The organism is Leclercia sp. 119287 (assembly GCF_009734485.1).
Classification (GTDB): Bacteria; Pseudomonadota; Gammaproteobacteria; order Enterobacterales; family Enterobacteriaceae; genus Enterobacter; species Enterobacter adecarboxylatus_C.
Genome location: NZ_CP046445.1, coordinates 918,090 through 941,444, shown reverse-complemented (window position 1 = coordinate 941,444; position 23,355 = coordinate 918,090). Strand labels below are relative to the sequence as shown.

17 protein-coding genes, 4 tRNA genes and 3 rRNA genes are annotated in these 23,355 nt (G+C 54.3%); 7 read left to right on the top strand and 17 right to left on the bottom strand.

Annotated features, from left to right (window positions below; genetic code table 11):
• Nucleotides 1–2: 2 nt before the first annotated feature.
• Nucleotides 3–1,346 carry a Na(+)-translocating NADH-quinone reductase subunit A gene (locus tag GNG27_RS04465; RefSeq protein ID WP_156262959.1) on the bottom strand — a complete coding sequence of 448 codons (1,344 nt, stop codon included), beginning with the start codon at nt 1,344–1,346 and terminating at the stop codon, nt 3–5.
• A gap of 425 nt (nt 1,347–1,771) precedes the next feature.
• Between GNG27_RS04465 and dpaA the strand changes: the two genes are divergently transcribed.
• Nucleotides 1,772–2,512, top strand: a complete 741-nt coding sequence (dpaA, locus tag GNG27_RS04460) for a peptidoglycan meso-diaminopimelic acid protein amidase (RefSeq protein WP_142488331.1) — start codon at nt 1,772–1,774, stop codon at nt 2,510–2,512.
• On the opposite strand, the gene GNG27_RS04455 is transcribed toward dpaA, so the two are convergent.
• Together GNG27_RS04455 and lpcA are read right to left on the bottom strand one after the other, a co-directional pair.
• Entirely contained in the window at nt 2,483–3,250 is a 768-nt protein-coding gene (locus tag GNG27_RS04455) for a class II glutamine amidotransferase (RefSeq protein WP_142488330.1), read from the bottom strand. The two genes, dpaA and GNG27_RS04455, sit on opposite strands and share 30 nt — an antisense overlap.
• A 46-nt stretch (nt 3,251–3,296) precedes the next feature.
• On the bottom strand, nt 3,297–3,875 hold the full coding sequence (gene lpcA, locus GNG27_RS04450; RefSeq protein ID WP_059308682.1) for a D-sedoheptulose 7-phosphate isomerase: 579 nt from the start codon (nt 3,873–3,875) through the stop codon (nt 3,297–3,299).
• A 238-nt stretch (nt 3,876–4,113) separates the two neighbouring features.
• Between lpcA and fadE the strand changes: the two genes are divergently transcribed.
• Nucleotides 4,114–6,558: an acyl-CoA dehydrogenase FadE gene (gene fadE, locus GNG27_RS04445; protein WP_142488329.1), complete on the top strand. Its 2,445-nt coding sequence runs from the start codon at nt 4,114–4,116 to the stop codon at nt 6,556–6,558.
• A gap of 109 nt (nt 6,559–6,667) precedes the next feature.
• Nucleotides 6,668–7,438 (top strand): amidohydrolase, encoded by a 771-nt coding sequence (locus tag GNG27_RS04440; RefSeq protein WP_142488328.1) that lies wholly within the window; start codon nt 6,668–6,670, stop codon nt 7,436–7,438.
• Nucleotides 7,439–7,539: 101 nt separating this feature from the next.
• Here the strand turns inward: GNG27_RS04440 and GNG27_RS04435 are convergent.
• Both GNG27_RS04435 and dnaQ read right to left on the bottom strand, forming a co-directional pair.
• Nucleotides 7,540–7,616, bottom strand: a tRNA-Asp gene (locus GNG27_RS04435).
• A gap of 130 nt (nt 7,617–7,746) precedes the next feature.
• Complete coding sequence (gene dnaQ / locus GNG27_RS04430) at nt 7,747–8,490, bottom strand: DNA polymerase III subunit epsilon (RefSeq protein ID WP_156262958.1); 744 nt, start codon at nt 8,488–8,490, stop codon at nt 7,747–7,749.
• Nucleotides 8,491–8,635: 145 nt separating this feature from the next.
• Between dnaQ and rnhA the strand changes: the two genes are divergently transcribed.
• Nucleotides 8,636–9,103 (top strand): ribonuclease HI, encoded by a 468-nt coding sequence (gene rnhA, locus GNG27_RS04425; RefSeq protein ID WP_103793497.1) that lies wholly within the window; start codon nt 8,636–8,638, stop codon nt 9,101–9,103.
• On the opposite strand, the gene GNG27_RS04420 is transcribed toward rnhA, so the two are convergent.
• Complete coding sequence (locus GNG27_RS04420) at nt 9,104–9,820, bottom strand: class I SAM-dependent methyltransferase (RefSeq protein ID WP_142488326.1); 717 nt, start codon at nt 9,818–9,820, stop codon at nt 9,104–9,106.
• 32 nt (nt 9,821–9,852) lie between these two features.
• Between GNG27_RS04420 and gloB the strand changes: the two genes are divergently transcribed.
• Together gloB and mltD are read left to right on the top strand one after the other, a co-directional pair.
• Complete coding sequence (gloB, locus tag GNG27_RS04415) at nt 9,853–10,608, top strand: hydroxyacylglutathione hydrolase (protein WP_156262957.1); 756 nt, start codon at nt 9,853–9,855, stop codon at nt 10,606–10,608.
• A gap of 71 nt (nt 10,609–10,679) precedes the next feature.
• Nucleotides 10,680–12,047, top strand: coding sequence for a murein transglycosylase D (mltD, locus tag GNG27_RS04410; RefSeq protein ID WP_142488324.1), 1,368 nt, complete (start codon nt 10,680–10,682; stop codon nt 12,045–12,047).
• Between the two features lie 53 nt (nt 12,048–12,100).
• Here mltD and GNG27_RS04405 read toward each other — a convergent pair whose 3' ends face one another.
• The 3 genes from GNG27_RS04405 to GNG27_RS04395 all read right to left on the bottom strand — a co-directional run bounded on the left by GNG27_RS04405 (nt 12,101) and on the right by GNG27_RS04395 (nt 15,065).
• A complete protein-coding gene (locus GNG27_RS04405; RefSeq protein ID WP_156262956.1) occupies nt 12,101–12,871 on the bottom strand; it encodes a class I SAM-dependent methyltransferase in 771 nt (256 codons plus the stop codon).
• A 78-nt stretch (nt 12,872–12,949) separates the two neighbouring features.
• A complete protein-coding gene (locus GNG27_RS04400) occupies nt 12,950–13,750 on the bottom strand; it encodes an endonuclease/exonuclease/phosphatase family protein (RefSeq protein WP_032616661.1) in 801 nt (266 codons plus the stop codon).
• Nucleotides 13,751–13,889: 139 nt separating this feature from the next.
• Nucleotides 13,890–15,065, bottom strand: coding sequence for an MFS transporter (locus GNG27_RS04395; protein WP_142488322.1), 1,176 nt, complete (start codon nt 15,063–15,065; stop codon nt 13,890–13,892).
• Nucleotides 15,066–15,169: 104 nt separating this feature from the next.
• Between GNG27_RS04395 and yafC the strand changes: the two genes are divergently transcribed.
• Nucleotides 15,170–16,072, top strand: coding sequence for a DNA-binding transcriptional regulator YafC (yafC, locus tag GNG27_RS04390; protein ID WP_156262955.1), 903 nt, complete (start codon nt 15,170–15,172; stop codon nt 16,070–16,072).
• A 34-nt stretch (nt 16,073–16,106) separates the two neighbouring features.
• On the opposite strand, the gene dkgB is transcribed toward yafC, so the two are convergent.
• The 8 genes from dkgB to gmhB all read right to left on the bottom strand — a co-directional run bounded on the left by dkgB (nt 16,107) and on the right by gmhB (nt 23,334).
• Entirely contained in the window at nt 16,107–16,910 is an 804-nt protein-coding gene (gene dkgB / locus GNG27_RS04385) for a 2,5-didehydrogluconate reductase DkgB (protein ID WP_156262954.1), read from the bottom strand.
• Nucleotides 16,911–17,073: 163 nt separating this feature from the next.
• Nucleotides 17,074–17,150 (bottom strand) — tRNA-Asp (locus tag GNG27_RS04380).
• Between the two features lie 55 nt (nt 17,151–17,205).
• Nucleotides 17,206–17,321, bottom strand: a 5S ribosomal RNA gene (rrf, locus tag GNG27_RS04375).
• 91 nt (nt 17,322–17,412) lie between these two features.
• Nucleotides 17,413–20,318, bottom strand: a 23S ribosomal RNA gene (locus GNG27_RS04370).
• A 207-nt stretch (nt 20,319–20,525) separates the two neighbouring features.
• Nucleotides 20,526–20,601 (bottom strand) — tRNA-Ala (locus GNG27_RS04365).
• A gap of 110 nt (nt 20,602–20,711) precedes the next feature.
• A tRNA-Ile gene (locus GNG27_RS04360) sits at nt 20,712–20,788 on the bottom strand.
• A 70-nt stretch (nt 20,789–20,858) separates the two neighbouring features.
• Nucleotides 20,859–22,400: ribosomal RNA gene (locus GNG27_RS04355) — 16S ribosomal RNA — on the bottom strand.
• The 16S, 23S and 5S rRNA genes sit together here with 3 tRNA genes alongside, the layout of an rRNA operon.
• Nucleotides 22,401–22,767: 367 nt before the next feature.
• The gene (gene gmhB / locus GNG27_RS04350) at nt 22,768–23,334 is read right to left on the bottom strand and encodes a D-glycero-beta-D-manno-heptose 1,7-bisphosphate 7-phosphatase (protein ID WP_142488319.1); all 567 of its coding nucleotides are present in this window, start codon (nt 23,332–23,334) and stop codon (nt 22,768–22,770) included.
• Nucleotides 23,335–23,355: the final 21 nt, after the last annotated feature.

The following is a 23,355-nucleotide window of genomic DNA, read 5'->3' as shown; positions in this document are numbered from 1 at the left end:
AGTTATCCTTCCTGCTCAATGCGGGTTAACACCTCGCGCAATACGGGTCCGTATTCATATTTACCGGGGCAAACATAGGTGCACAGCGCCAGATCTTCTTCATCCAGCTCAAGGCAGCCCAGCGCCTGAGCGCCGTCGGTATCGCCCGCCAGCAGATCGCGCAGCAGCAGGGTCGGCAGGATGTCGAGCGGCATTACGCGCTCGTAGTTGCCGATGGGCACCATCGCCCGCTCGCCGCCGTTGGTATCGGTGGAGAAGTTAAACAGCTTGTTGCGCAGGAAGTGGCCCAGCGTGGTGCGGGTGACGGAGAACTTCTCTCTGCCGGGCATTACCCAGCCGAAGAGCTCTTTCTCACGCCCCTCCTTCACTACGCTTACCTGTAAATGAAAACGTCCGAGCCAGGCCTGCGCGCCTGTGGCATGCCTGCCGCTCAGCACAGAACCCGAAATGTGACGGTTTTCGCCATCCAGGGTTTCGTCCACCAGCAGGTCATTAATGTCTGCGCCCATGCAGGTGCGCACCAGACGCGGGTTACGCATCTGCGGCCCCCCGAGGGCAATAACCCGCTCGGTGCACAGCTCGCCGGTGGTGAACAATTTGCCGATGGCGATCGCGTCCTGGTAGTTCAGATGCCAGACCTGTTTGGTCAGGCTGACGGCCTCCAGGAAATGGATGTGCGTCCCTGGCAACCCAGCCGGATGCGGCCCGGCGAAGGCATTGAACGTCACTTTCCCCTGCGGGTGCCCGCCCAGCTTGCCGCCACCCGCCTGGCAGACATGCACTTTGCCCTCCGTCAGGCGCGTGAGGATCGTCAGCCCGGCATCAAATGCCTGACGCTGCGCCAGGATAATCGGCTGCGGGTCGGCGCTGAGCGGGTTGGTGTCCATGGCGGTGACGAAAATGGCGGCCGGCACGGTATCGGGCACCGGGGTTTTGCTGAAAGGACGGGTACGCAGCGCCGTCCACAGGCCAGATTCAAGCAGTTGCGCCTGCACAGCCTGGCGGGAGAGTGTGGGCAGATCGGCGATATCGTGGCGGGCAAACTCGCGCTGCCTATCGCCTTCCAGCCGGATCACCACCGATTGCAGTACCCGACGCTCGCCGCGATGGATAGCCACGATCGTCCCGCTGGCGGGTGCGGTAAACAGAACGCCGGGATTTTTTTTATCCTCGAATAGCGCCTGGCCCTTAATGACGCTGTCGCCTTCCTGCACCAGCATGGTGGGACGCATACCGACGTAGTCGTCCCCGAGGATCGCCACATGGCGGGGTGTCGCACAGGGCGAAATCTGCTGTACGGGGATGCCGGAAATCGGCAAATCAAGTCCTTTTCTTATTCTAATCATAGTGTTAGTTGATATCCATGAATAACCGTTCCGGCCAGGGAGCCGGACGAGTCAGAAGTCGTTGCACAGGATTAAGAAAGGTGGCGAGAGCTCGCCTGCGTGACCAGCAGGATCGCGGATGATCCTGAAAAAGCGTCCTTTCTTACCCTTCGGTCATAAGACGGGCGCAGTGTACCATTTTCACCGATCGGGCGGCAGCGATAACGCAGCGGCAGGTGCTAAAATGCGACCGATTACGCAAAGTTCTCAATGCCAGCGTGGCCAATCCAGGTTATAAGGGAAAACTATTTTGTAAACCGACGTGCGGATGCTTGCGAAAAAATGCAGTGGTGCTAATGTGAGCATCCCTGGTACAGATAAATCTGATTTCGGGTCTCTTTTGCCGTCCTGGCAAGTTGGTTATGTTTTATCAAGGAACATGTAGTATGCGTAAAATCGCATTGTTCATTGCGATGCTTCTTATTCCGTGCGTTTCGTTTGCCGGGCTGCTCAGCAGCAACAGCTCCACGACGCCAGTGAGCAAAGAATATAAGCAGCAGTTGATGGGCTCTCCGGTCTATATCCAGATCTTTAAGGAAGAGCGCACGTTAGACCTGTTCGTGAAGATGGGTGAGACGTATCAGCTGCTCGACAGCTATAAAATCTGTAACTACTCCGGTGGCCTCGGTCCGAAACAGCGTCAGGGCGACTTTAAAAGCCCGGAGGGGTTCTACAGCGTTCAGCGTAGCCAGTTAAAACCGGACAGCCGCTTCTATAAAGCGATCAACATCGGCTTCCCGAATGCCTATGACCGTGCGCATGGTTATGATGGTAAGTATCTGATGATCCACGGTGCCTGTGTTTCTGTAGGCTGCTATGCCATGACCGACAGCGGCATTGACGAGATCTTCCAGTTTGTGACCGGTGCGCTGGTGTTTGGCCAGTCTGCCGTGCAGGTAAGCATCTATCCGTTCCGCATGACCGACGCCAATATGCAGCGTCACAGAACGTCCTATTATGCGGATTTCTGGAAGCAGCTGAAACCGGGTTACGACTACTTCCAGCAGACGCGTAAGCCGCCGACCGTTTCGGTGGTGGATGGACGTTACGTGGTCAGCAAGCCGCTGAGCCACGAAGTTGTCCAGCCACAGCTGGCGTCAAACTACACGCTCCCCGAGACAAAATAAGATCCACTCGCCTGGCATAATCTTTTGCCAGGTTTCGTTGCCCGTCAGCGGCTGCGTCGCAATCACAGTGACCACATCGTTCGGTGTGGTCTCTGTCTGAAAGTCAATTTCCACATCCTGATCCAGAAGCTTTGCCACGCCAAACGGTGCCCGCCGGGTGATCCAGAACAGATTGGTAGAGCAGAACGCCATCACGTAGCGCCCGTCAGACAACAGCATGTTAAACACCCCCTTCTCACGTAACTCAGACGCCAGCGAGGCAATGTATTTAAACACCGCGGTCATATTGCTGGGGGTGCGTGGGTAGCGCTCGGTCAGCTTATGCAGCAGCCAGCAGAATGCCTTTTCACTGTCGGTTTCCCCCACCGGCCGGAAGTTGCCGGTCTCCAGCGACTTATAGCCGCTCAGCTGGCCGTTATGGGCGTAAGTCCAGTTGCGTCCCCACAGCTCGCGGGTAAACGGATGGGTATTTTCCAGCGCCACTTCACCACGGTTGGCCTGGCGAATATGGGCCACTACCGAGCAGGATTTAATCGGATAATCCTGCACCAGTCTGGCAATCGGGGAGTTGTAGCTGGGTTGTGGATCCTTGAACGTGCGACAGCCTTTCCCTTCATAGAAGGTGATACCCCAGCCGTCTTTATGCGGCCCGGTTCCTCCACCGCGCTGCACCAGCCCGGTGAAACTAAAGCAGATATCGGTCGGCACATTGGCGCTCATCCCGAGCAGTTCGCACATACATCACCTCCACAACAGCGGGGGGCGTTAACCCCCCAGCGAAGTCTTATTTAACCATCTCTTTTTCGATCAGCTGGATCAGGATATGAATGACTTTGATATGAATTTCCTGAATACGGTCAGCGTAACCGAAGTGAGGCACGCGAATTTCGATATCCGCCGTACCCGCCATTTTGCCGCCGTCTTTGCCGGTCAGGGTGATCACTTTCATCCCCTTCTCACGTGCCGCTTCAATCGCTTTGATCACGTTGCCGGAGTTGCCGGAGGTGGAAATCCCCAGCAGAACATCTCCTTCACGACCCACCGCTTCGACATAGCGGGAGAAGATGTGATCGTAACCGAAGTCATTACCCACGCAGGAGATGTGGCTGACGTCAGAGATAGCGATCGCCGGATAGCCCGGACGGTTTTCACGATAACGACCGGTTAGCTCTTCGGCAAAGTGCATGGCATCACAATGTGAACCGCCATTGCCGCAGGAGAGCACTTTACCGCCCTCTTTGAAGCTGTCGGCCAGCAGGACCGCCGCGCGCTGAATAGCGTGAATATTGGCTTCATCTTTCAGAAAGTTAGCCAGCGTTTCCGCCGCTTCGTTCAGTTCGTTACGAATAAGATCCTGGTACATGAGGATAATCCTTCAGTATTGATGAAATAACAGAGCAAGTTTACCGGATAGCGGTAAAAGCGAGAAGCTAAAGCCGCATGAATCGACGGGCGTTTTGCTTTTTTGTGCCGCGTAAAACATGAACAATGTGAACCAGGTTGTAATTATTTTGTGAATGCATTGCTAAAAGAAATAACATCCACTACAACCATATCATCACAAGTGGTCAGACCTCCTACAAGACAGGGAGCATTTCTTTATGATGATTTTAAGTATTCTCTTATCCGTTGTTCTGCTCGGGGTGTTGTTCTATCACCGGGTCAGCTTACTACTGAGCAGCTTTATCTTACTGGCCTGGACCGCGGCGCTTGGCGTCACCGGCATCTGGACCACCTGGGTGCTGGTCCCGCTGGCGATTATTCTGGTGCCATTCAACGTCCGCTCCATGCGTAAATCGCTGATTTCGGCTCCGGTATTCCGTGGCTTCCGTAAGGTCATGCCACCGATGTCGCGCACCGAAAAAGAGGCGATTGATGCCGGTACCACCTGGTGGGAAGGCGACCTGTTCCAGGGCAGACCAGACTGGAAAAAGCTGCATAACTATCCGCAGCCGCGTCTCACTGCGGAAGAGCAGGCGTTTATCGATGGTCCGGTGGAAGAAGCCTGCCGGATGGCGAATGATTTCCAGATCACCCATGAGATGGCCGATCTGCCCCCTGAACTGTGGGCATTTTTAAAAGAGCACCGCTTCTTCGCGATGATCATCAAGAAAGAGTACGGCGGCCTCGAGTTCTCTGCATATGCTCAGGCTCGCGTGCTGCAAAAACTGTCCGGTGTCTCCGGGATCCTGGCGATCACCGTCGGCGTGCCTAACTCCTTAGGCCCGGGTGAACTGCTGCAACATTACGGTACTGAAGAGCAAAAAGATCACTACCTGCCGCGTCTGGCACGCGGTCTGGAAATTCCGTGCTTCGCACTGACCAGCCCGGAAGCGGGTTCTGATGCGGGCGCCATTCCGGATACCGGCGTGGTCTGCATGGGCGAGTGGCAGGGTGAGCAGGTGCTGGGCATGCGCCTGACCTGGAACAAACGCTACATTACGCTGGCGCCAATCGCTACCGTACTGGGCCTGGCCTTTAAACTCTCCGATCCGAACAAGCTGTTAGGCGGTGAAGAAGATCTGGGTATTACCTGTGCGCTGATCCCTACCTCTACCCCAGGTGTTGAAATTGGTCGTCGTCACTTCCCGCTGAACGTACCGTTCCAGAATGGCCCGACCCGCGGTCAGGATATCTTCGTGCCGATTGACTACATCATCGGCGGCCCGAAAATGGCCGGTCAGGGCTGGCGTATGCTGGTGGAATGTCTGTCGGTGGGCCGCGGCATTACCCTGCCGTCGAACTCAACCGGTGGTCTGAAATCCGTGGCGATGGGGATTGGTGCTTACGCCCATATCCGCCGTCAGTTCAAAATCTCTATCGGCAAGATGGAAGGGATTGAAGAGCCGCTGGCGCGTATCGCAGGCAACGCCTACGTGATGGATGCGGCCGCTTCCTTAATTACCTACGGCATTATGCTGGGTGAAAAACCGGCCGTGCTCTCCGCCATCGTGAAGTACCACTGTACCCACCGCGCGCAGCAGTCAATCATCGACGCGATGGATATCGCCGGCGGGAAAGGCATTATGCTCGGCGAAGGCAACTTCCTGGCGCGCGGCTATCAGGGCGCACCTATTGCCATCACCGTGGAAGGGGCCAACATTCTGACCCGCAGCATGATGATCTTCGGTCAGGGCGCGATCCGCTGTCATCCATACGTACTGGAGGAGATGGCGGCCGCGCAGAACAACGACGTGGATGCCTTCGATAAGCTGCTGTTTAAACACATCGGGCACGTCGGCAGCAACAAAGTGCGCAGCTTCTGGCTGGGCCTGACCCGCGGGCTGACCAGCGCCACGCCAACCGGCGACGCGACCCGTCGTTACTACCAGCACCTGAACCGTCTGAGTGCTAACCTTGCGCTGCTCTCCGACGTGTCAATGGCGGTGCTGGGCGGCAGCCTGAAGCGCCGGGAACGTATCTCCGCGCGTCTGGGTGATGTGCTGAGCCAGATCTTCCTCGCCTCGGCGGTACTGAAACGCTACGACGATGAAGGCCGTCATGAAGCGGATCTGCCGCTGGTGCACTGGGGCGTGCAGGATGCGCTGTATCAGGCTGAACAGGCCATCGACGATCTGCTGGTGAACTTCCCGAACCGCTTTGTCGCAGGCGCCCTGCGCGTGGTCATCTTCCCGACCGGTCGTCACTATCTGGCGCCGTCCGATAAGCTGGATCATAAAGTGGCGAAGATCCTGCAGGTACCGAGTGCAACCCGCTCCCGTATCGGTCGCGGTCAGTATCTGGCCCCAACCGAGCATAACCCGGTCGGTCTGCTGGAAGAGGCGCTGCTGGATGTAATGGCGGCCGATCCGATTCATCAGAAGATCTGCAAACAGCTGGGCAAAAACCTGCCGTTCACCCGCCTGGATGAGCTGGCGAAACAGGCCCTGGCTGGCGGTATCATCGGCAAGGATGAAGCCGCTCTGCTGATCAAAGCCGAAGAGAGCCGTCTGCGCAGTATCAACGTCGATGATTTCGACCCGGAAGAGCTGGCGACGCAGCCGGTAAAGCTGACAGAGATCGTACGTAAACCTGAAGCCGCATAATCCGTTTCAGGGCTAAACAACCCCGCCTGGTGCGGGGTTTTTTATTGCCACCCGTTTCTCTGATTGTCGTGCTACAGTGTCAAAATATGGTTCTTCGAGGAGTCTTACTGTGCCTGGTTTGAAGATTACGCTTTTGCAACAACCGCTGGTGTGGATGGATGGCCCCGCCAACCTGCGCCATTTTGATCGTCAGCTTGAGGGGATCGCCGGGCGCGATATCATTATCCTGCCGGAAATGTTTACCACCGGGTTTGCCATGGAAGCGGCAAAGCAGTCCCTGCCGCAGGAGGATGTGGTCGCCTGGATGCAGGCCAGAGCCCAGCAAACCCAGGCGTTAATCGCCGGCAGCGCCGCGCTACAGACCGAACGCGGGCCGGTTAACCGTTTTCTGCTGGTTGAGCCCGAGGGCAAGGTGCATTTCTATGATAAGCGCCACCTGTTCCGCATGGCGGATGAGCATCAGCACTATGAAGCGGGTAACGAGCGGCTGGTGTTTGAGTGGCGCGGCTGGCGCATTCTGCCGTTAGTCTGTTACGACCTGCGCTTCCCGGTGTGGTCGCGTAACCGTAACGATTATGACCTGGCGCTGTATGTCGCTAACTGGCCTGCCCCACGCTCGCTCCACTGGCAGGCGCTGCTGACGGCACGGGCGATTGAGAACCAGGCCTATGTGGCAGGCTGCAACCGGGTCGGTACCGACGGCAATGGTCATCACTATCGTGGCGACAGCCGGGTGATTAACCCGCAGGGCGAAATCATCGCTACCGCAGAACCGCACCATGCGACGCGCATTGACGCCGAGCTGTCGCTGACGGCACTGAGAGAGTATCGGGAGAAGTTTCCTGCCTGGCAGGATGCGGATCCATTTAGCATTAACTAAACATCTGCCGGGCGGCAGCAGAGCTTGCCTGCCCGGACAAATCAGCAGCGCGACAAAATGAGAAAGGCCTGAATCATTGCTGATTCAGGCCTTCTGAATAGTGGCGGAACGGACGGGACTCGAACCCGCGACCCCCTGCGTGACAGGCAGGTATTCTAACCGACTGAACTACCGCTCCGCTGTGTTCCCTTGGGAACGAGGCAGATATTACGTTTTGCCTCCGATCCCGTCAATGCTTTTTCTCTGCTTTTGAATCGTTTGCTGCAAAAACGATCCAAACGGTCATTTTACCAGCATTTCCGCCGCATTTAACCGCGCCAGAGGCAGCTCCCGCCCTTCTTCTGCACCAGATCCAGGCGCGATTCATGTGCCAGTAACTCTTCATCGCTGGCGAGAATGACGCGCAACGCGCTGGACTGACGAATAACGCGCTGGATTTCGCTCTCCCCGGACTGCTGCTGCGAATCGTTATCGGCGTTGAAGGCCAGGGCTGTCTGGCCACCCGTCATGATCAGATAGACATCGGCCAGGATCTGGGCATCGAGCAACGCCCCGTGCAGCGTTCGTTTGCTGTTATCTATTTCATAGCGCGAGCACAACGCATCGAGGCTGTTACGCTTGCCGGGGAACATCCTCCTCGCCATCGCCAGACTGTCGGTGACTTTACAGAAGGTGTCGGTTTTCGGCAGGCCGCGGTTGAGCTTGCTGAATTCATAGTCCATAAAGCCAATATCAAACGAGGCGTTATGAATGACCAGCTCGCCGCCTTTGATGTAGTCGATGAATTCATCGGCGACGTCGGCAAAGGTGGGTTTATCCAGCAAGAATTCATCTGCGATACCGTGAACGCCAAAAGCTTCCGGGTCCACCAGCCGGTCTGGCTTCAGGTAGACGTGGAAGTTATTGCCGGTAAGACGGCGGTTGATCACCTCTACCGCACCGATCTCGATGATCTTGTGCCCTTCATAGTGAGCACCGATCTGGTTCATACCCGTGGTTTCGGTATCGAGGACGATGATCCTGTCGGCGTTATGTGTGTCTGCAATACTCATTCTGAAAACCTGCTCTGTTCAACGGCGACATTGTAAACAACCTGACCAGGCGTTCAAAGGCTAATTCGCACTGACTTGATTTTGCAGTGCTGACGGCAAACATTTATGTCAGACTTACCGTTTTGATTACAGGATGTCTGCCAGGATGCGTAAACAGGTAGAGATTTACACCGACGGATCGTGCCTCGGCAACCCGGGCCCGGGGGGCTACGGTGCGATTTTGCGTTATCGCGAACATGAAAAAACCTTTAATGAAGGCTATCGCCTCACCACCAACAACCGTATGGAGTTGATGGCCGCGATTGTGGCTCTCGAGGCGCTGAAAGAGCATTGCGATATTGTGCTGAGCACCGACAGCCAGTATGTGCGTCAGGGGATCACCCAGTGGATCCATAACTGGAAAAAACGGGGCTGGAAAACAGCAGATAAAAAACCGGTGAAGAATGTCGATCTCTGGCAGCGCCTGGATGCGGCGCTCAGCCAGCACAAAATCCAGTGGGAGTGGGTGAAAGGCCACGCCGGACATCCCGAAAACGAACGTTGCGACGAGCTGGCCCGTGCTGCCGCCATGAATCCGCAGCATGAAGACGTAGGGTATAAACCAGAAGCTTGATCAGGGCTTACGGTATTGTCGCGTGGCGCCGACGGCGGCACGCAAACGCGTTTTCGCCTTGCTTTGCTTCATGGGATTGAGCGTCAGGGGGATGGTTCGCTTGCGCGCCACAATCAGCTGCATACAGCCCAGCGCCGGGAAATGGGTAGTGAGCATCTTCCCGCCCTGCCGCGTCCAGGGTAAGACCTGAAAACCGCTATGGTGCATCACCTCAAAGTTGAGCAGCGATAGCCAGTCCAGCTGGCGCATCAGGGTGAACATCCGGCTGTTGTACGGCGGGGTACGGCGCAGCACCGGCACCAGCTTGCGTAAGCCCATCAGACTCATCGGGTTAAATCCGCTGATCACCAGCCAGCCATCGTCAATCAGCACCCGGTCTGCTTCGCGCAGTAACCGGTGCGGATCGTCGCACCAGGGCAGCGCATGCGCCAGCAGGCAGGCATCGACAGATTTTTCCGCAAACGGCAGATGCAGCGGATTGGCCTTCACCTGAACCGGCTCGCCCCCCAGCGAAACGTTGACCTGATGTGAAATCGCGCAGCTTTCAGAGTTGATTTCCGCGCTCAGATTGCCAATCTTAAGCAGGTGAAAACCATACATTTTCGCAAACCAGGGCTTAAGCTGCTGCTCAAGCGCTTCGCGATAGTATTCACCCCAGGGTAATTCCGCCCAATGTGCAGGTGCTGAGACAATCTGAGGTATCCTTGCCGGTTTCATCAAAACACCCGCCACGCTATGAGAGGTAATGTATGAATCTTATCAGTATTCCTGCTTTTCAGGACAATTACATCTGGGTTTTAACCGATGATGAGGGACGTTGCATTATTGTCGATCCTGGCGAGGCAGAGCCGGTGCTGAAGGCCATTGAGCAAAACCACTGGCAACCAGAAGCGATCCTGCTGACGCATCATCACCACGACCATGTGGGCGGCGTAGCGGCAATCTGTGCAAAATTTCCGCATCTTGTGGTCTATGGCCCCGCTGAGACACAAGATAGGGGAGCGACCCGCGTAGTCGAAGATGGAGAAAAGATCCTCATTCTTGCGTCGGAGTTTTCCGTAATTGCCACACCCGGTCACACTTTAGGACATATCTCGTTCTTCAGTTTTCCTTATCTTTTCTGTGGCGATACAATGTTCTCTGGCGGCTGCGGAAGGCTGTTCGAAGGCACGCCAGCCCAGATGTACCAGTCCTTCCAGAAAATTAACGCACTTCCCGAAGATACCCTCATTTGCTGCGCGCACGAATACACTTTAGCGAATATGAAGTTTGCAATGCACGTTCTGCCAGAGGATGTGGCGATTCAGGATTATTACCGCAAAGTGAATGAGTTACGAGCAAAAAACCAAAAAACACTCCCCGGAATTCTGAAAAATGAACGTAAAATTAATTTATTTCTCAGAACAGATGATATTGATTTAACTAACAAAATTAATGAAGAAACAAATATGCAACAACCAGAAGAGTTTTTCGCATGGTTAAGGGCGAAGAAAGATAACTTCTGATAATTGCGTGTTGCCTTTTCAAATATTCGTCGTTATCATCGCTCGTCTTTTAAGCAACTATTGACACACACATGAAGGCAAAAGCGATATTACTCGCCTCTGTCCTGCTTGTGGGTTGCCAGGCGTCTCAGAACACTGGCAACGTACAACAGCACGCACAGAGCCTTTCTGCAGCTGGTCAAGGGGAAGCAGGGAAGTTTACAAGTCAATCGCGATGGGCAGACGATGGGACGTCTTTCGCACAGGATCAAGACTTGTGGGTCTCTATTGGCGACGAGCTAAAGATGGGAATTCCGGAAAACAGCCGGATTCGCGAACAGAAACAGAAGTATTTAAGCAATAAGAGCTATCTCCACGATGTAACTTTACGGGCAGAGCCGTATATGTACTGGATAGCAGGGCAAGTTAAGAAACGCAACATGCCCATGGAACTGGTACTACTACCCATAGTGGAGAGCGCTTTTGACCCACATGCAACGTCTGGCGCCAAGGCCGCAGGCCTTTGGCAGATCATACCGAGCACAGGGCGAAATTATGGTTTAAAACAGACCCGCAACTACGATGCGCGTCGTGATGTGGTCGCTTCGACGACTGCAGCACTCGACATGATGCAACGTCTGAACAAGATGTTCGACGGTGACTGGCTGCTGACTGTCGCTGCGTATAACAGCGGTGAGGGTCGTGTACTGAAGGCAATGAAAGCGAATAAAGCACGGGGTAAACCTACCGACTTTTGGTCGCTTCCACTGCCACGGGAAACCAAATTATACGTACCAAAAATGCTGGCTTTGAGTGAAATATTCAAAAACAGCCAACAGTACGGCGTGAAGCTGCCAACCTCGGACGAGAGTCGTGCCCTGGCGAGAGTGCGTATCAACAACCCTGTTGAATTGCGACAGGTTGCAGATATGGCAGGTATCTCGGTCACCAAACTGAAAGCCTTCAACGCAGGTGTGAAGGGCTCCACGCTTGGTAACAGCGGGCCGAAGTACGTTCTGGTGCCGCAGAAACACGCTGAACAGTTACGGGTATCTTTGGCAGCGGGTGAAATTGCTGCGGTTCAGTCTACGCTGATCGCGGATAATTCACCGGTTAACAGCCGTAGCTATCAGGTACGTACAGGCGATACGCTTTCAGGTATTGCATCACGTCTTGGCGTGAGCACGAAAGATCTGCAGCAGTGGAACAAGCTGCGCGGCTCTACTCTGAAAGTGGGTCAGAACCTGACGATTGGTGCGGGTAACAGCGCGCAGCGTCTCGCCAATAACAGCGATAGCATTACCTATCGCGTGCAAAAAGGCGATTCGCTCTCGAGTATTGCTAAGCGTCACGGCGTGAACATCAAAGATGTGATGCGCTGGAACAGCGATACCGACAATCTGCAGCCTGGCGATCGGATAACGTTGTTTGTGAAAAACAACGCCACCCCGGATTCCTGATTTCAGAGACCAGATGTAAAAAAGGCACCGATTCCCCCGGTGCCTTTTTTGTTTTATCCCGCCTTCCGGGCTTCAGCGAAGAGCGTATCGCTGGTGAATGAGCCCTCTTCCTGCAGCTCAAAGTAGGCTTTCACCTCCGCGGAGGCACTCTGCTGATACAGCCTGATCGCCTGGCTTAACACCTCAGGCGTGCGCATACGGGCAATCCACGAAGAGAACTCCAGCGTCAGCCTGTCAGTCTGCAACGTGCGCGTAATCAGCCCGGCTTCCGTAAACATTGATAACCACTCGCCGCTGGAATAATTGCGCACATGCGAGGTATCACGCAGGGCTTCAACCGTCTGCAACCAGATATCCCGCACCGGATGGCCCGGCGACATAATATCCATGATGATCACCAGACCGCCCGGCTTCAGCACCCGTTTAACCTCGCGCAACGCCTGGCCAACATCGTGCCAGTGATGCGCCGAGTAGCGGCTGATGACGATATCAAAGGAGCTATCAGCAAAGGGTAATGATTCGGCATAGCCCTGGCGGGTGGCGATATTCCCCAGTCCCTTCTCACTGGCTGCCGCAGAGACCACCTCCAGCATCTGGCTGGATAAGTCGTAAGCCGTCACATGCGCAACCTGCTGTGCCGCCACAAAGCTGGCATGGCCCGCCCCGCAGCCTAAATCCAGCACGTTGGCATCGGGGAAGTCGGCCAGACGTTCAGCCAGACGCTGCAGATCGCGGCCGGATGCGTGAACCGCGCTGGTGAGATAGGCCTTCGCCTGGGAGCCAAACTGTTTTTCTACGTTGTCATGATGGGACTGTGTTGTCATTTTTTGCTGTCCTTCGGTTGATGAAAAATAAAGGGCAGCACCCGCGCAGGCCTGCCCCACGGCAGACCTGACACACCTCTATCGCTCAGGCTTGCCGGGACTGAATTCGACTAGTAGCGGATTGTGATCGGAGGCACGCGTCACCAGCACTGAGGCTTCGTGCACGTTCAGACCACGATAGAAGACAAAATCGAGGGGACGGCCAAACGCCTTGCGACGCTGGTCATCGGTAAAACGAACTTCGCGCAGCGACATCTCACGCGCAAAGCGATAAAGCGCATTCATCCGCGGGCGGCTCCAGGCATTGAAATCACCTGCCATGACGACCGGACCGCTGTGATGCGCGATCTGATCGCCGATGGGCAGTAACTGTTTGCTGTAGACGTCAACGCCGAGGCTGAAATTGACCGCATGAATATTCACCACCATCAGCAGACGGGTGTCCGGCAATGGGTAGACGGTGACCAGGGCAGATTTTGCCAGGCGCAGGAGCGGTTCACGTTCGCGCAGCGGGCAGCAATAAACAGGATGCGCGGCAGAGAGTGTCATTACTCCCGACGGATGCTGAGGGAGGACAAAGGCCGGAACCTGGTCAGCCGCGAGGTAGTTAGTGGTCGCAAACCTGACCAGCTCAGGGGTGGTTTGCGCCTCCTGCAACAGCACCAGGTGGGCATCCTTACCAAAATTCTGCAGAACGGATAACCATTCGGCGCGCTGCTGTTTGAAGATATTCCACACCAGCACCCGGATTTTTTCATCACTGCTTAAAGGTGCGCCGGCGGGCAACGCCTGGCCAATGCTCGCAAACGACCCCGGAGGTAAGATCCTCTCCGCGGGTTGTCCGGCAACATAACGCATGGCATAGGTATTTTTTCGCACGATGTGAAACGACCTCTATAGACAGAACCCGTCCAGAAACAGGAGCGGGTTCTAATGTTATAGGGTTTTCAGCTCACACTTTCAACGCAATTACCGAGAAACCGCTGTTTCGTTTTGTTAGCAAGTGCTTACACCAGGCTTATCCCAGCACCACACGAGCGGGCTTATCCAGGCGACCGCTGAGGCCAATCAACAGAAATGCCGCGAGAACGATAACCGCCCCAATCCACGGTGTTTGTGCCAGACCGAAGTGCTCTACAGTCTGTCCGCCAATAATAGACCCCAGCGCGATGCCCACGTTGAAAGCAGCAATATTCAACCCAGACGCCACATCCACGGCGTTCGGGGTATACAGCTCGGCTTTCTGTACCACGTAGACCTGCAGGCCCGGAACGTTACCGAAGGCGAAGATCCCCATCACCAGTACTGTCGCCAGCGCGGCATACTGCATCGAGGCGGTGAACTGGAAGATCAGCAGCAGAACAACCAGTGCGGCAAAGATAATTTTCAGTGCCGGAACGGCGCCGTGCTTATCGGCCAGCTTGCCGCCCCAAATGTTGCCGATCGCCACCGACACGCCATAGCCCAGCAGGATCCAGCTGACCGCACTCGGTGAGAACCCGGCCAGATCCTGCATCATTGGCGCGAGGAAGGTAAAGGCGGTAAACACGCCGCCATATCCCAGCGCGGTAATGGCATAGATCATCAGCAGACGGGGGTGGGTCAGCACCTTCAACTGATCGCGCAGCGTCGCTGCCGCACGCCCAGGAATGTTCGACGGGATCAGCACCAGACTACTGATCAAGGCGATCACCCCAAGCAGAGAGACCGCGAGGAAAGTTTCACGCCAGCCAAAATGCTGACCGATAAAGGTGCCCAGCGGGACCCCGGTAACCAGCGCCACGGTTAAACCACCGAACATGATGGCAATGGCTGAGGCGGCTTTCTCTTTTGGCACCAGACTTGTCGCGATGGTCGAGCCGATAGAGAAGAAGACCCCATGGGCAAGGCCGGTCAGTAGACGGGCAATCACCAGGGTTGTGTAATCAGGCGCCTGCCAGGCAAGAATATTGCCGGCGGTGAACAGCACCATCAACGCCATCAGCAGCTGTTTACGCGGCAGGCGGCCTGTAAGGGCTGTCAGCACAGGCGCGCCGATCGCCACGCCGAGGGCATAGATAGAGACCAGCAAACCTGCAGAAGGCAGGGAGATGGTAAGTTGGTCAGCAATCGTAGGAACCAGTCCTACAATTACAAACTCGGTTGTGCCGATTGCGAAGGCACTGATCGTCAGGGCAAGTAGCGCCAGAGGCATAAAAAACTCCGTCTCATCAGGATTAAGATGACACGAAGTATGCGCCAGTGTTTAAATAACAAAAATGCTCAAAGTATCAATATAATTTTGCGGATTAAGCAACAATGAAAGCAACCTCCGAGGAACTGGCGATCTTTGTCGCCGTCGTAGAGAGCGGCAGCTTTAGCCGCGCCGCCGAACAGCTGGGTCAGGCTAATTCTGCCGTCAGCCGTTCGGTCAAAAAGCTGGAGATGAAGCTGGGCGTGAGCCTGCTGAACCGGACTACCCGGCAGCTCAGCCTGACAGAAGAAGGCGAACGCTATTTCCGCCGCGTGCAGTCTATCCTGCAGGAGATGGCGGCGGCAGAAACAGAGATTATGGAGACGCGCAGCACCCCACGCGGCCTGCTGCGCATTGACGCCGCCACGCCCGTGGTTCTGCACTTCCTGATGCCTTTAATTAAACCTTTCCGCGAACGTTATCCGGAAATGACGTTGTCTCTGGTCTCGTCAGAAACCTTTATCAATCTGATTGAGCGCAAGGTGGATGTGGCGATCCGCGCCGGGACGCTGACCGATTCCAGCCTACGGGCACGCCCGTTGTTCACCAGCTATCGTAAAATCATTGCCTCTCCGGCCTATATTGCCCGTTTCGGCAAGCCTGAGACGATTGAGGAGCTAAAGCAGCATCTGTGCCTCGGCTTTACGGAGCCGGTAACCCTTAACAACTGGCCCCTCGCCTGCCACGATGGCCAGCTTCATGAAGTGGTCAGCGGTTTATCGTCCAACAGCGGCGAGACGCTCAAGCAGTTATGCCTTGAAGGGAACGGGATTGCTTGTCTTTCGGATTATATGATTGATAAAGAGATTGCGCGGGGGGAGTTAGTCGAGCTGATGGCCGATAAACGTCTGCCGGTAGAGATGCCCTTCAGTGCGGTCTACTACAGCGACAGAGCAGTGAGCACCCGAATACGGGCATTTATCGACTTTCTGAGCGAGCATGTAAAACAGCTCCCTAAGGAGCTGTAAGAGGGTTTCGTGAGGATACAGAGGGAGGGTTAAATCAATCCCACTTCGGCGCCAGGCCTTCCGGGCTCACCAGGCGATCGTTGCAATCCAGTGCGGCGATCGCTTTTTTATCGTCCTGATCCAGCGTCAGATCCTGGGCCCGCAGGTTGCTTGCCAGATTCTCGCGTTTGGTTGAAGAAGGGATCACCGCATAACCCTCCCCCATTGCCCACGCCAGGATAACCTGCGCAGCGGTGGCATTATGTTTGGCAGCAATGCGCAGAATGGTTTCGTCTTTCAGCGCTTTACCATAAGCCAGCGTCATATAAGAGGTGATATGGATGCCGTGCTGCTGCGCCCATTCCACTACCTGACGGTTCTGCAGATAAGGAGAAAGTTCGATCTGGTTGGTCGCGATATTTTCTGCGCCCACAGCCGAAATCGCCTTTTCCATCAACGGGATAGTGAAGTTAGAAATACCAATTTCGCGCGTCAGTCCCTGGGCTTTGGCTTCCAACAATGCCTGCATAAACTCTTCAACTGACACGGCATCGTTCGGTGATGGCCAGTGGATGAGGGTCAGATCGACATAATCGGTGTGCAGTTTTTTCAGGCTCTCTTTCAGGCTTGGGAGCAACTTCTCTTTGCTGAGATTTTCAATCCAGATCTTGGTGGTGAGAAAAAGTTCGTCGCGCGGTACGCCGCTCTCTTCGATAGCCTGGCCGACCGCAGCTTCGTTATCGTAGATCTGCGCGGTATCAACCGTGCGATAGCCGAGTTCAAGAGCAGTTTTAACGGATGCGATAACAACGTCGTCTTTCAGGCGGAAAGTGCCCAGACCAAATGCAGGGATAGTCATTGAATTCCTCTTTTCTTCATCATGTTTGTTAATAAAGAGGATTATCTCTGCCGGAGATGTGTGAAAAAAGAGTGTATTAAGCAGAGGATTTTTGCGTTTAAAGCAATAATCAGGCGACAGATAAGAAAAAAGCCCTGAGCGTTAGCTCAGGGCTTTCAATAGGTGGCGGAACGGACGGGACTCGAACCCGCGACCCCCTGCGTGACAGGCAGGTATTCTAACCGACTGAACTACCGCTCCACCGAATACTTCTGTAACCACCGGTTTAATGCCCCGGTTCACTACGTGATTTGATGCCTGGCAGTTCCCTACTCTCGCATGGGGAGACCCCACACTACCATCGGCGCTACGGCGTTTCACTTCTGAGTTCGGCATGGGGTCAGGTGGGACCACCGCGCTACAGCCGCCAGGCAAATTCTGTTGTCACCCCGCCCGCAGGCGCAGTGAATAATCTGTATCAGCTGAAAATCTCTCAAATCCGCCGAAACAGCTTCGGCGTTGTAAGGTTAAGCCTCACGGTTCATTAGTATCGGTTAGCTCAACGCATCGCTGCGCTTACACACCCGACCTATCAACGTCGTCGTCTTCAACGTTCCTTCAGGACTCTCAAGGAGTCAGGGAGAACTCATCTCGGGGCAAGTTTCGTGCTTAGATGCTTTCAGCACTTATCTCTTCCGCATTTAGCTACCGGGCAGTGCCATTGGCATGACAACCCGAACACCAGTGATGCGTCCACTCCGGTCCTCTCGTACTAGGAGCAGCCCCCCTCAATTCTCCAGCGCCCACGGCAGATAGGGACCGAACTGTCTCACGACGTTCTAAACCCAGCTCGCGTACCACTTTAAACGGCGAACAGCCGTACCCTTGGGACCTACTTCAGCCCCAGGATGTGATGAGCCGACATCGAGGTGCCAAACACCGCCGTCGATATGAACTCTTGGGCGGTATCAGCCTGTTATCCCCGGAGTACCTTTTATCCGTTGAGCGATGGCCCTTCCATACAGAACCACCGGATCACTATGACCTGCTTTCGCACCTGCTCGAGCCGTCACTCTCGCAGTCAAGCTAGCTTATGCCATTGCACTAACCTCCTGATGTCCGACCAGGATTAGCTAACCTTCGTGCTCCTCCGTTACTCTTTAGGAGGAGACCGCCCCAGTCAAACTACCCACCAGACACTGTCCGCAACCCGGGTAACGGGTCTACGTTAGAACACCAGCCATTAAAGGGTGGTATTTCAAGGATGGCTCCACGCAGACTGGCGTCCACGCTTCAAAGCCTCCCACCTATCCTACACATCAAGGACCAGTGTTCAGTGTCAAGCTATAGTAAAGGTTCACGGGGTCTTTCCGTCTTGCCGCGGGTACACTGCATCTTCACAGCGATTTCAATTTCACTGAGTCTCGGGTGGAGACAGCCTGGCCATCATTACGCCATTCGTGCAGGTCGGAACTTACCCGACAAGGAATTTCGCTACCTTAGGACCGTTATAGTTACGGCCGCCGTTTACCGGGGCTTCGATCAAGAGCTTCGCGTTGCCGCTAACCCCATCAATTAACCTTCCGGCACCGGGCAGGCGTCACACCGTATACGTCCACTTTCGTGTTTGCACAGTGCTGTGTTTTTAATAAACAGTTGCAGCCAGCTGGTATCTTCGACTGATTTCAGCTCCACCCGCAGGGGCTTCACCTACACATCAGCGTGCCTTCTCCCGAAGTTACGGCACCATTTTGCCTAGTTCCTTCACCCGAGTTCTCTCAAGCGCCTTGGTATTCTCTACCTGACCACCTGTGTCGGTTTGGGGTACGATTTGATGTTACCTGATGCTTAGAGGCTTTTCCTGGAAGCAGGGCATTTGTTGCTTCAGCACCGTAGTGCCTCGTCATCACACCTCAGCGTTAACAAGGTTCCGGATTTACCTGGAACCTCCGCCTACATGCTTAAACCGGGACAACCGTCGCCCGGCCAACATAGCCTTCTCCGTCCCCCCTTCGCAGTAACACCGAGTACAGGAATATTAACCTGTTTCCCATCGACTACGCCTTTCGGCCTCGCCTTAGGGGTCGACTCACCCTGCCCCGATTAACGTTGGACAGGAACCCTTGGTCTTCCGGCGAGCGGGTTTTTCACCCGCTTTATCGTTACTTATGTCAGCATTCGCACTTCTGATACCTCCAGCATGCCTCACAGCACACCTTCAACGGCTTACAGAACGCTCCCCTACCCAACAACACATAGTGTCGCTGCCGCAGCTTCGGTGCATGGTTTAGCCCCGTTACATCTTCCGCGCAGGCCGACTCGACCAGTGAGCTATTACGCTTTCTTTAAATGATGGCTGCTTCTAAGCCAACATCCTGGCTGTCTGTGCCTTCCCACATCGTTTCCCACTTAACCATGACTTTGGGACCTTAGCTGGCGGTCTGGGTTGTTTCCCTCTTCACGACGGACGTTAGCACCCGCCGTGTGTCTCCCGTGATAACATTCTCCGGTATTCGCAGTTTGCATCGGGTTGGTAAGCCGGGATGGCCCCCTAGCCGAAACAGTGCTCTACCCCCGGAGATGAATTCACGAGGCGCTACCTAAATAGCTTTCGGGGAGAACCAGCTATCTCCCGGTTTGATTGGCCTTTCACCCCCAGCCACAGGTCATCCGCTAATTTTTCAACATTAGTCGGTTCGGTCCTCCAGTTAGTGTTACCCAACCTTCAACCTGCCCATGGCTAGATCACCGGGTTTCGGGTCTATACCCTGCAACTTAACGCCCAGTTAAGACTCGGTTTCCCTTCGGCTCCCCTATACGGTTAACCTTGCTACAGAATATAAGTCGCTGACCCATTATACAAAAGGTACGCAGTCACACCACAAGGGTGCTCCCACTGCTTGTACGTACACGGTTTCAGGTTCTTTTTCACTCCCCTCGCCGGGGTTCTTTTCGCCTTTCCCTCACGGTACTGGTTCACTATCGGTCAGTCAGGAGTATTTAGCCTTGGAGGATGGTCCCCCCATATTCAGACAGGATACCACGTGTCCCGCCCTACTCTTCGAACTCACAGTGCATGTATTTTTGTGTACGGGAGTATCACCCTGTACCCTGCGACTTTCCAGACGCTTCCACTAATACATACGCTGATTCAGGTTCTGGGCTGCTCCCCGTTCGCTCGCCGCTACTGGGGGAATCTCGGTTGATTTCTTTTCCTCAGGGTACTTAGATGTTTCAGTTCCCCTGGTTCGCTTCGTTAAGCTATGTATTCACTTAACGATAGTGTGTCGAAACACACTGGGTTTCCCCATTCGGAAATCGTCGGTTATAACGGTTCATATCACCTTACCGACGCTTATCGCAGATTAGCACGTCCTTCATCGCCTCTGACTGCCTAGGCATCCACCGTGTACGCTTGGTCGCTTAACCTCACAACCCGAAGATGTTTCTTTCGATTCATCATCGACTTGCGAAAATTTGAGAGACTCTGACACACCGCTTATCTGCTCTTATTACGGAGAACAGACAGGGCGTGTCGTTTCAATTTTCAGCTTGATCCAGATTTTTAAAGAGCAAAACTTCGCAGCGCACCTTCTCAGGTACACTCTGAAGTTTTCTTGTTGTCGCAGTAAAGGATGGTGGAGCTATGCGGGATCGAACCGCAGACCTCCTGCGTGCAAGGCAGGCGCTCTCCCAGCTGAGCTATAACCCCATCGCAAAATGCTAATCTCTGTACCGCTAATTCTTTCTGAGACAAGGCGTGGAATAACGAAGCATACTTAAGTATGTGAGTTATTCTGCAACGCAGTATCAGGAAGAATTTGGTAGGCCTGAGTGGACTTGAACCACCGACCTCACCCTTATCAGGGGTGCGCTCTAACCACCTGAGCTACAAGCCTGCAGAGATTTTTACTGCTGTTTTTTCATCAGACAATCTGTGTGAGCACTGCAAAGGCAGGTTCTTTAAGGTAAGGAGGTGATCCAACCGCAGGTTCCCCTACGGTTACCTTGTTACGACTTCACCCCAGTCATGAATCACAAAGTGGTAAGCGCCCTCCCGAAGGTTAAGCTACCTACTTCTTTTGCAACCCACTCCCATGGTGTGACGGGCGGTGTGTACAAGGCCCGGGAACGTATTCACCGTAGCATTCTGATCTACGATTACTAGCGATTCCGACTTCATGGAGTCGAGTTGCAGACTCCAATCCGGACTACGACGCACTTTATGAGGTCCGCTTGCTCTCGCGAGGTCGCTTCTCTTTGTATGCGCCATTGTAGCACGTGTGTAGCCCTACTCGTAAGGGCCATGATGACTTGACGTCATCCCCACCTTCCTCCAGTTTATCACTGGCAGTCTCCTTTGAGTTCCCGGCCTAACCGCTGGCAACAAAGGATAAGGGTTGCGCTCGTTGCGGGACTTAACCCAACATTTCACAACACGAGCTGACGACAGCCATGCAGCACCTGTCTCAGAGTTCCCGAAGGCACCAAAGCATCTCTGCTAAGTTCTCTGGATGTCAAGAGTAGGTAAGGTTCTTCGCGTTGCATCGAATTAAACCACATGCTCCACCGCTTGTGCGGGCCCCCGTCAATTCATTTGAGTTTTAACCTTGCGGCCGTACTCCCCAGGCGGTCGACTTAACGCGTTAGCTCCGGAAGCCACTCCTCAAGGGAACAACCTCCAAGTCGACATCGTTTACGGCGTGGACTACCAGGGTATCTAATCCTGTTTGCTCCCCACGCTTTCGCACCTGAGCGTCAGTCTTTGTCCAGGGGGCCGCCTTCGCCACCGGTATTCCTCCAGATCTCTACGCATTTCACCGCTACACCTGGAATTCTACCCCCCTCTACAAGACTCTAGCCTGCCAGTTTCGAATGCAGTTCCCAGGTTGAGCCCGGGGATTTCACATCCGACTTGACAGACCGCCTGCGTGCGCTTTACGCCCAGTAATTCCGATTAACGCTTGCACCCTCCGTATTACCGCGGCTGCTGGCACGGAGTTAGCCGGTGCTTCTTCTGCGAGTAACGTCAATCACTGTGGTTATTAACCACAATGCCTTCCTCCTCGCTGAAAGTACTTTACAACCCGAAGGCCTTCTTCATACACGCGGCATGGCTGCATCAGGCTTGCGCCCATTGTGCAATATTCCCCACTGCTGCCTCCCGTAGGAGTCTGGACCGTGTCTCAGTTCCAGTGTGGCTGGTCATCCTCTCAGACCAGCTAGGGATCGTCGCCTAGGTGAGCCGTTACCCCACCTACTAGCTAATCCCATCTGGGCACATCTGATGGCAAGAGGCCCGAAGGTCCCCCTCTTTGGTCTTGCGACATTATGCGGTATTAGCTACCGTTTCCAGTAGTTATCCCCCTCCATCAGGCAGTTTCCCAGACATTACTCACCCGTCCGCCGCTCGTCACCCAGGGAGCAAGCTCCCCCGTGCTACCGCTCGACTTGCATGTGTTAGGCCTGCCGCCAGCGTTCAATCTGAGCCATGATCAAACTCTTCAATTTAAGTTTGATGCTCGTGAATTAAACTTCGTAATGAATTACGTATGTTCACTCAGAGACTTGGTATTCATTTATCGTCTTGCGACGTTAAGAATCCATGTCACTTTGAGTGCCCACACAGATTGTCTGATAAATTGTTAAAGAGCAGTGCAACGCGGCTTTCGCTCACCGTTGCGAGGTGGCGTATATTACGCTTTCCCCTTTCAGAGTCAAGCGTTTATTTTCGCTTTTCTCTTCAACCGACCCGGCTGTTTGTGTGAAGTGATTCACATCCGCCGTGTCGATGGAGGCGCATTATAGGGAGTTATCTGGCAGTGACAAGCGGAAAACGACAATTTTATTTCAACCGCTCACCTTTTCGCCAGAATGCCTATTTTTGCTGCTTTTTGATGGTTTCCGGCAGCGCAGCCAGGCTATTAATCACCCAATCCGCTGCATTTTCTGCTTCTGGGGTGACGGGTTTACCGGTACGCACCAGAATTTTATGTCCCACACCTGCCGCGGCAGCTGCCTGCATATCTTCAAGTTTGTCGCCCACCATATATGAAGCGCTCATATCTATATGAAGAAACTCTTGTGCCGAGATGAACATGCCCGGATGCGGTTTACGGCAATCACAGGTCTGACGATACTCTTCTACGGTTCCCTGCGGATGGTGAGGACAATAATAGATACCATCCAGGTCAACGCCACGATCGGCCAGCGACCAGTCCATCCATTCGGTTAATGTCTCAAACTGAGCTTCGGTGAATTTACCGCGCGCGATACCTGACTGGTTAGTCACCACCACCAGCGCAAAACCCATCTCTTTTAATTCACGCATGGCTTCTATTACGCCATCAATGAATTCGAATTCGTCTATCTCATGCACGTAGCCATGATCGACATTAATCGTGCCATCACGATCGAGAAAAATTGCGGGTACTGATTTTGCCACCGGTTTGCTCCTGAAAAGGGA

Coding starts and splice junctions, on each gene's coding strand:
- GNG27_RS04465 (WP_156262959.1), bottom strand. CDS start 1,346: ATGATTAGAATAAGAAAAGGACTTGATTTGCCGATTTCCGGCATCCCC.
- gloB (WP_156262957.1), top strand. CDS start 9,853: ATGAATCTTATCAGTATTCCTGCTTTTCAGGACAATTACATCTGGGTT.
- GNG27_RS04395 (WP_142488322.1), bottom strand. CDS start 15,065: ATGCCTCTGGCGCTACTTGCCCTGACGATCAGTGCCTTCGCAATCGGC.
- mltD (WP_142488324.1), top strand. CDS start 10,680: ATGAAGGCAAAAGCGATATTACTCGCCTCTGTCCTGCTTGTGGGTTGC.
- dpaA (WP_142488331.1), top strand. CDS start 1,772: ATGCGTAAAATCGCATTGTTCATTGCGATGCTTCTTATTCCGTGCGTT.
- GNG27_RS04455 (WP_142488330.1), bottom strand. CDS start 3,250: ATGTGCGAACTGCTCGGGATGAGCGCCAATGTGCCGACCGATATCTGC.
- fadE (WP_142488329.1), top strand. CDS start 4,114: ATGATGATTTTAAGTATTCTCTTATCCGTTGTTCTGCTCGGGGTGTTG.
- dkgB (WP_156262954.1), bottom strand. CDS start 16,910: ATGACTATCCCTGCATTTGGTCTGGGCACTTTCCGCCTGAAAGACGAC.
- rnhA (WP_103793497.1), top strand. CDS start 8,636: ATGCGTAAACAGGTAGAGATTTACACCGACGGATCGTGCCTCGGCAAC.
- GNG27_RS04405 (WP_156262956.1), bottom strand. CDS start 12,871: ATGACAACACAGTCCCATCATGACAACGTAGAAAAACAGTTTGGCTCC.
- GNG27_RS04420 (WP_142488326.1), bottom strand. CDS start 9,820: ATGAAACCGGCAAGGATACCTCAGATTGTCTCAGCACCTGCACATTGG.
- lpcA (WP_059308682.1), bottom strand. CDS start 3,875: ATGTACCAGGATCTTATTCGTAACGAACTGAACGAAGCGGCGGAAACG.
- yafC (WP_156262955.1), top strand. CDS start 15,170: ATGAAAGCAACCTCCGAGGAACTGGCGATCTTTGTCGCCGTCGTAGAG.
- dnaQ (WP_156262958.1), bottom strand. CDS start 8,490: ATGAGTATTGCAGACACACATAACGCCGACAGGATCATCGTCCTCGAT.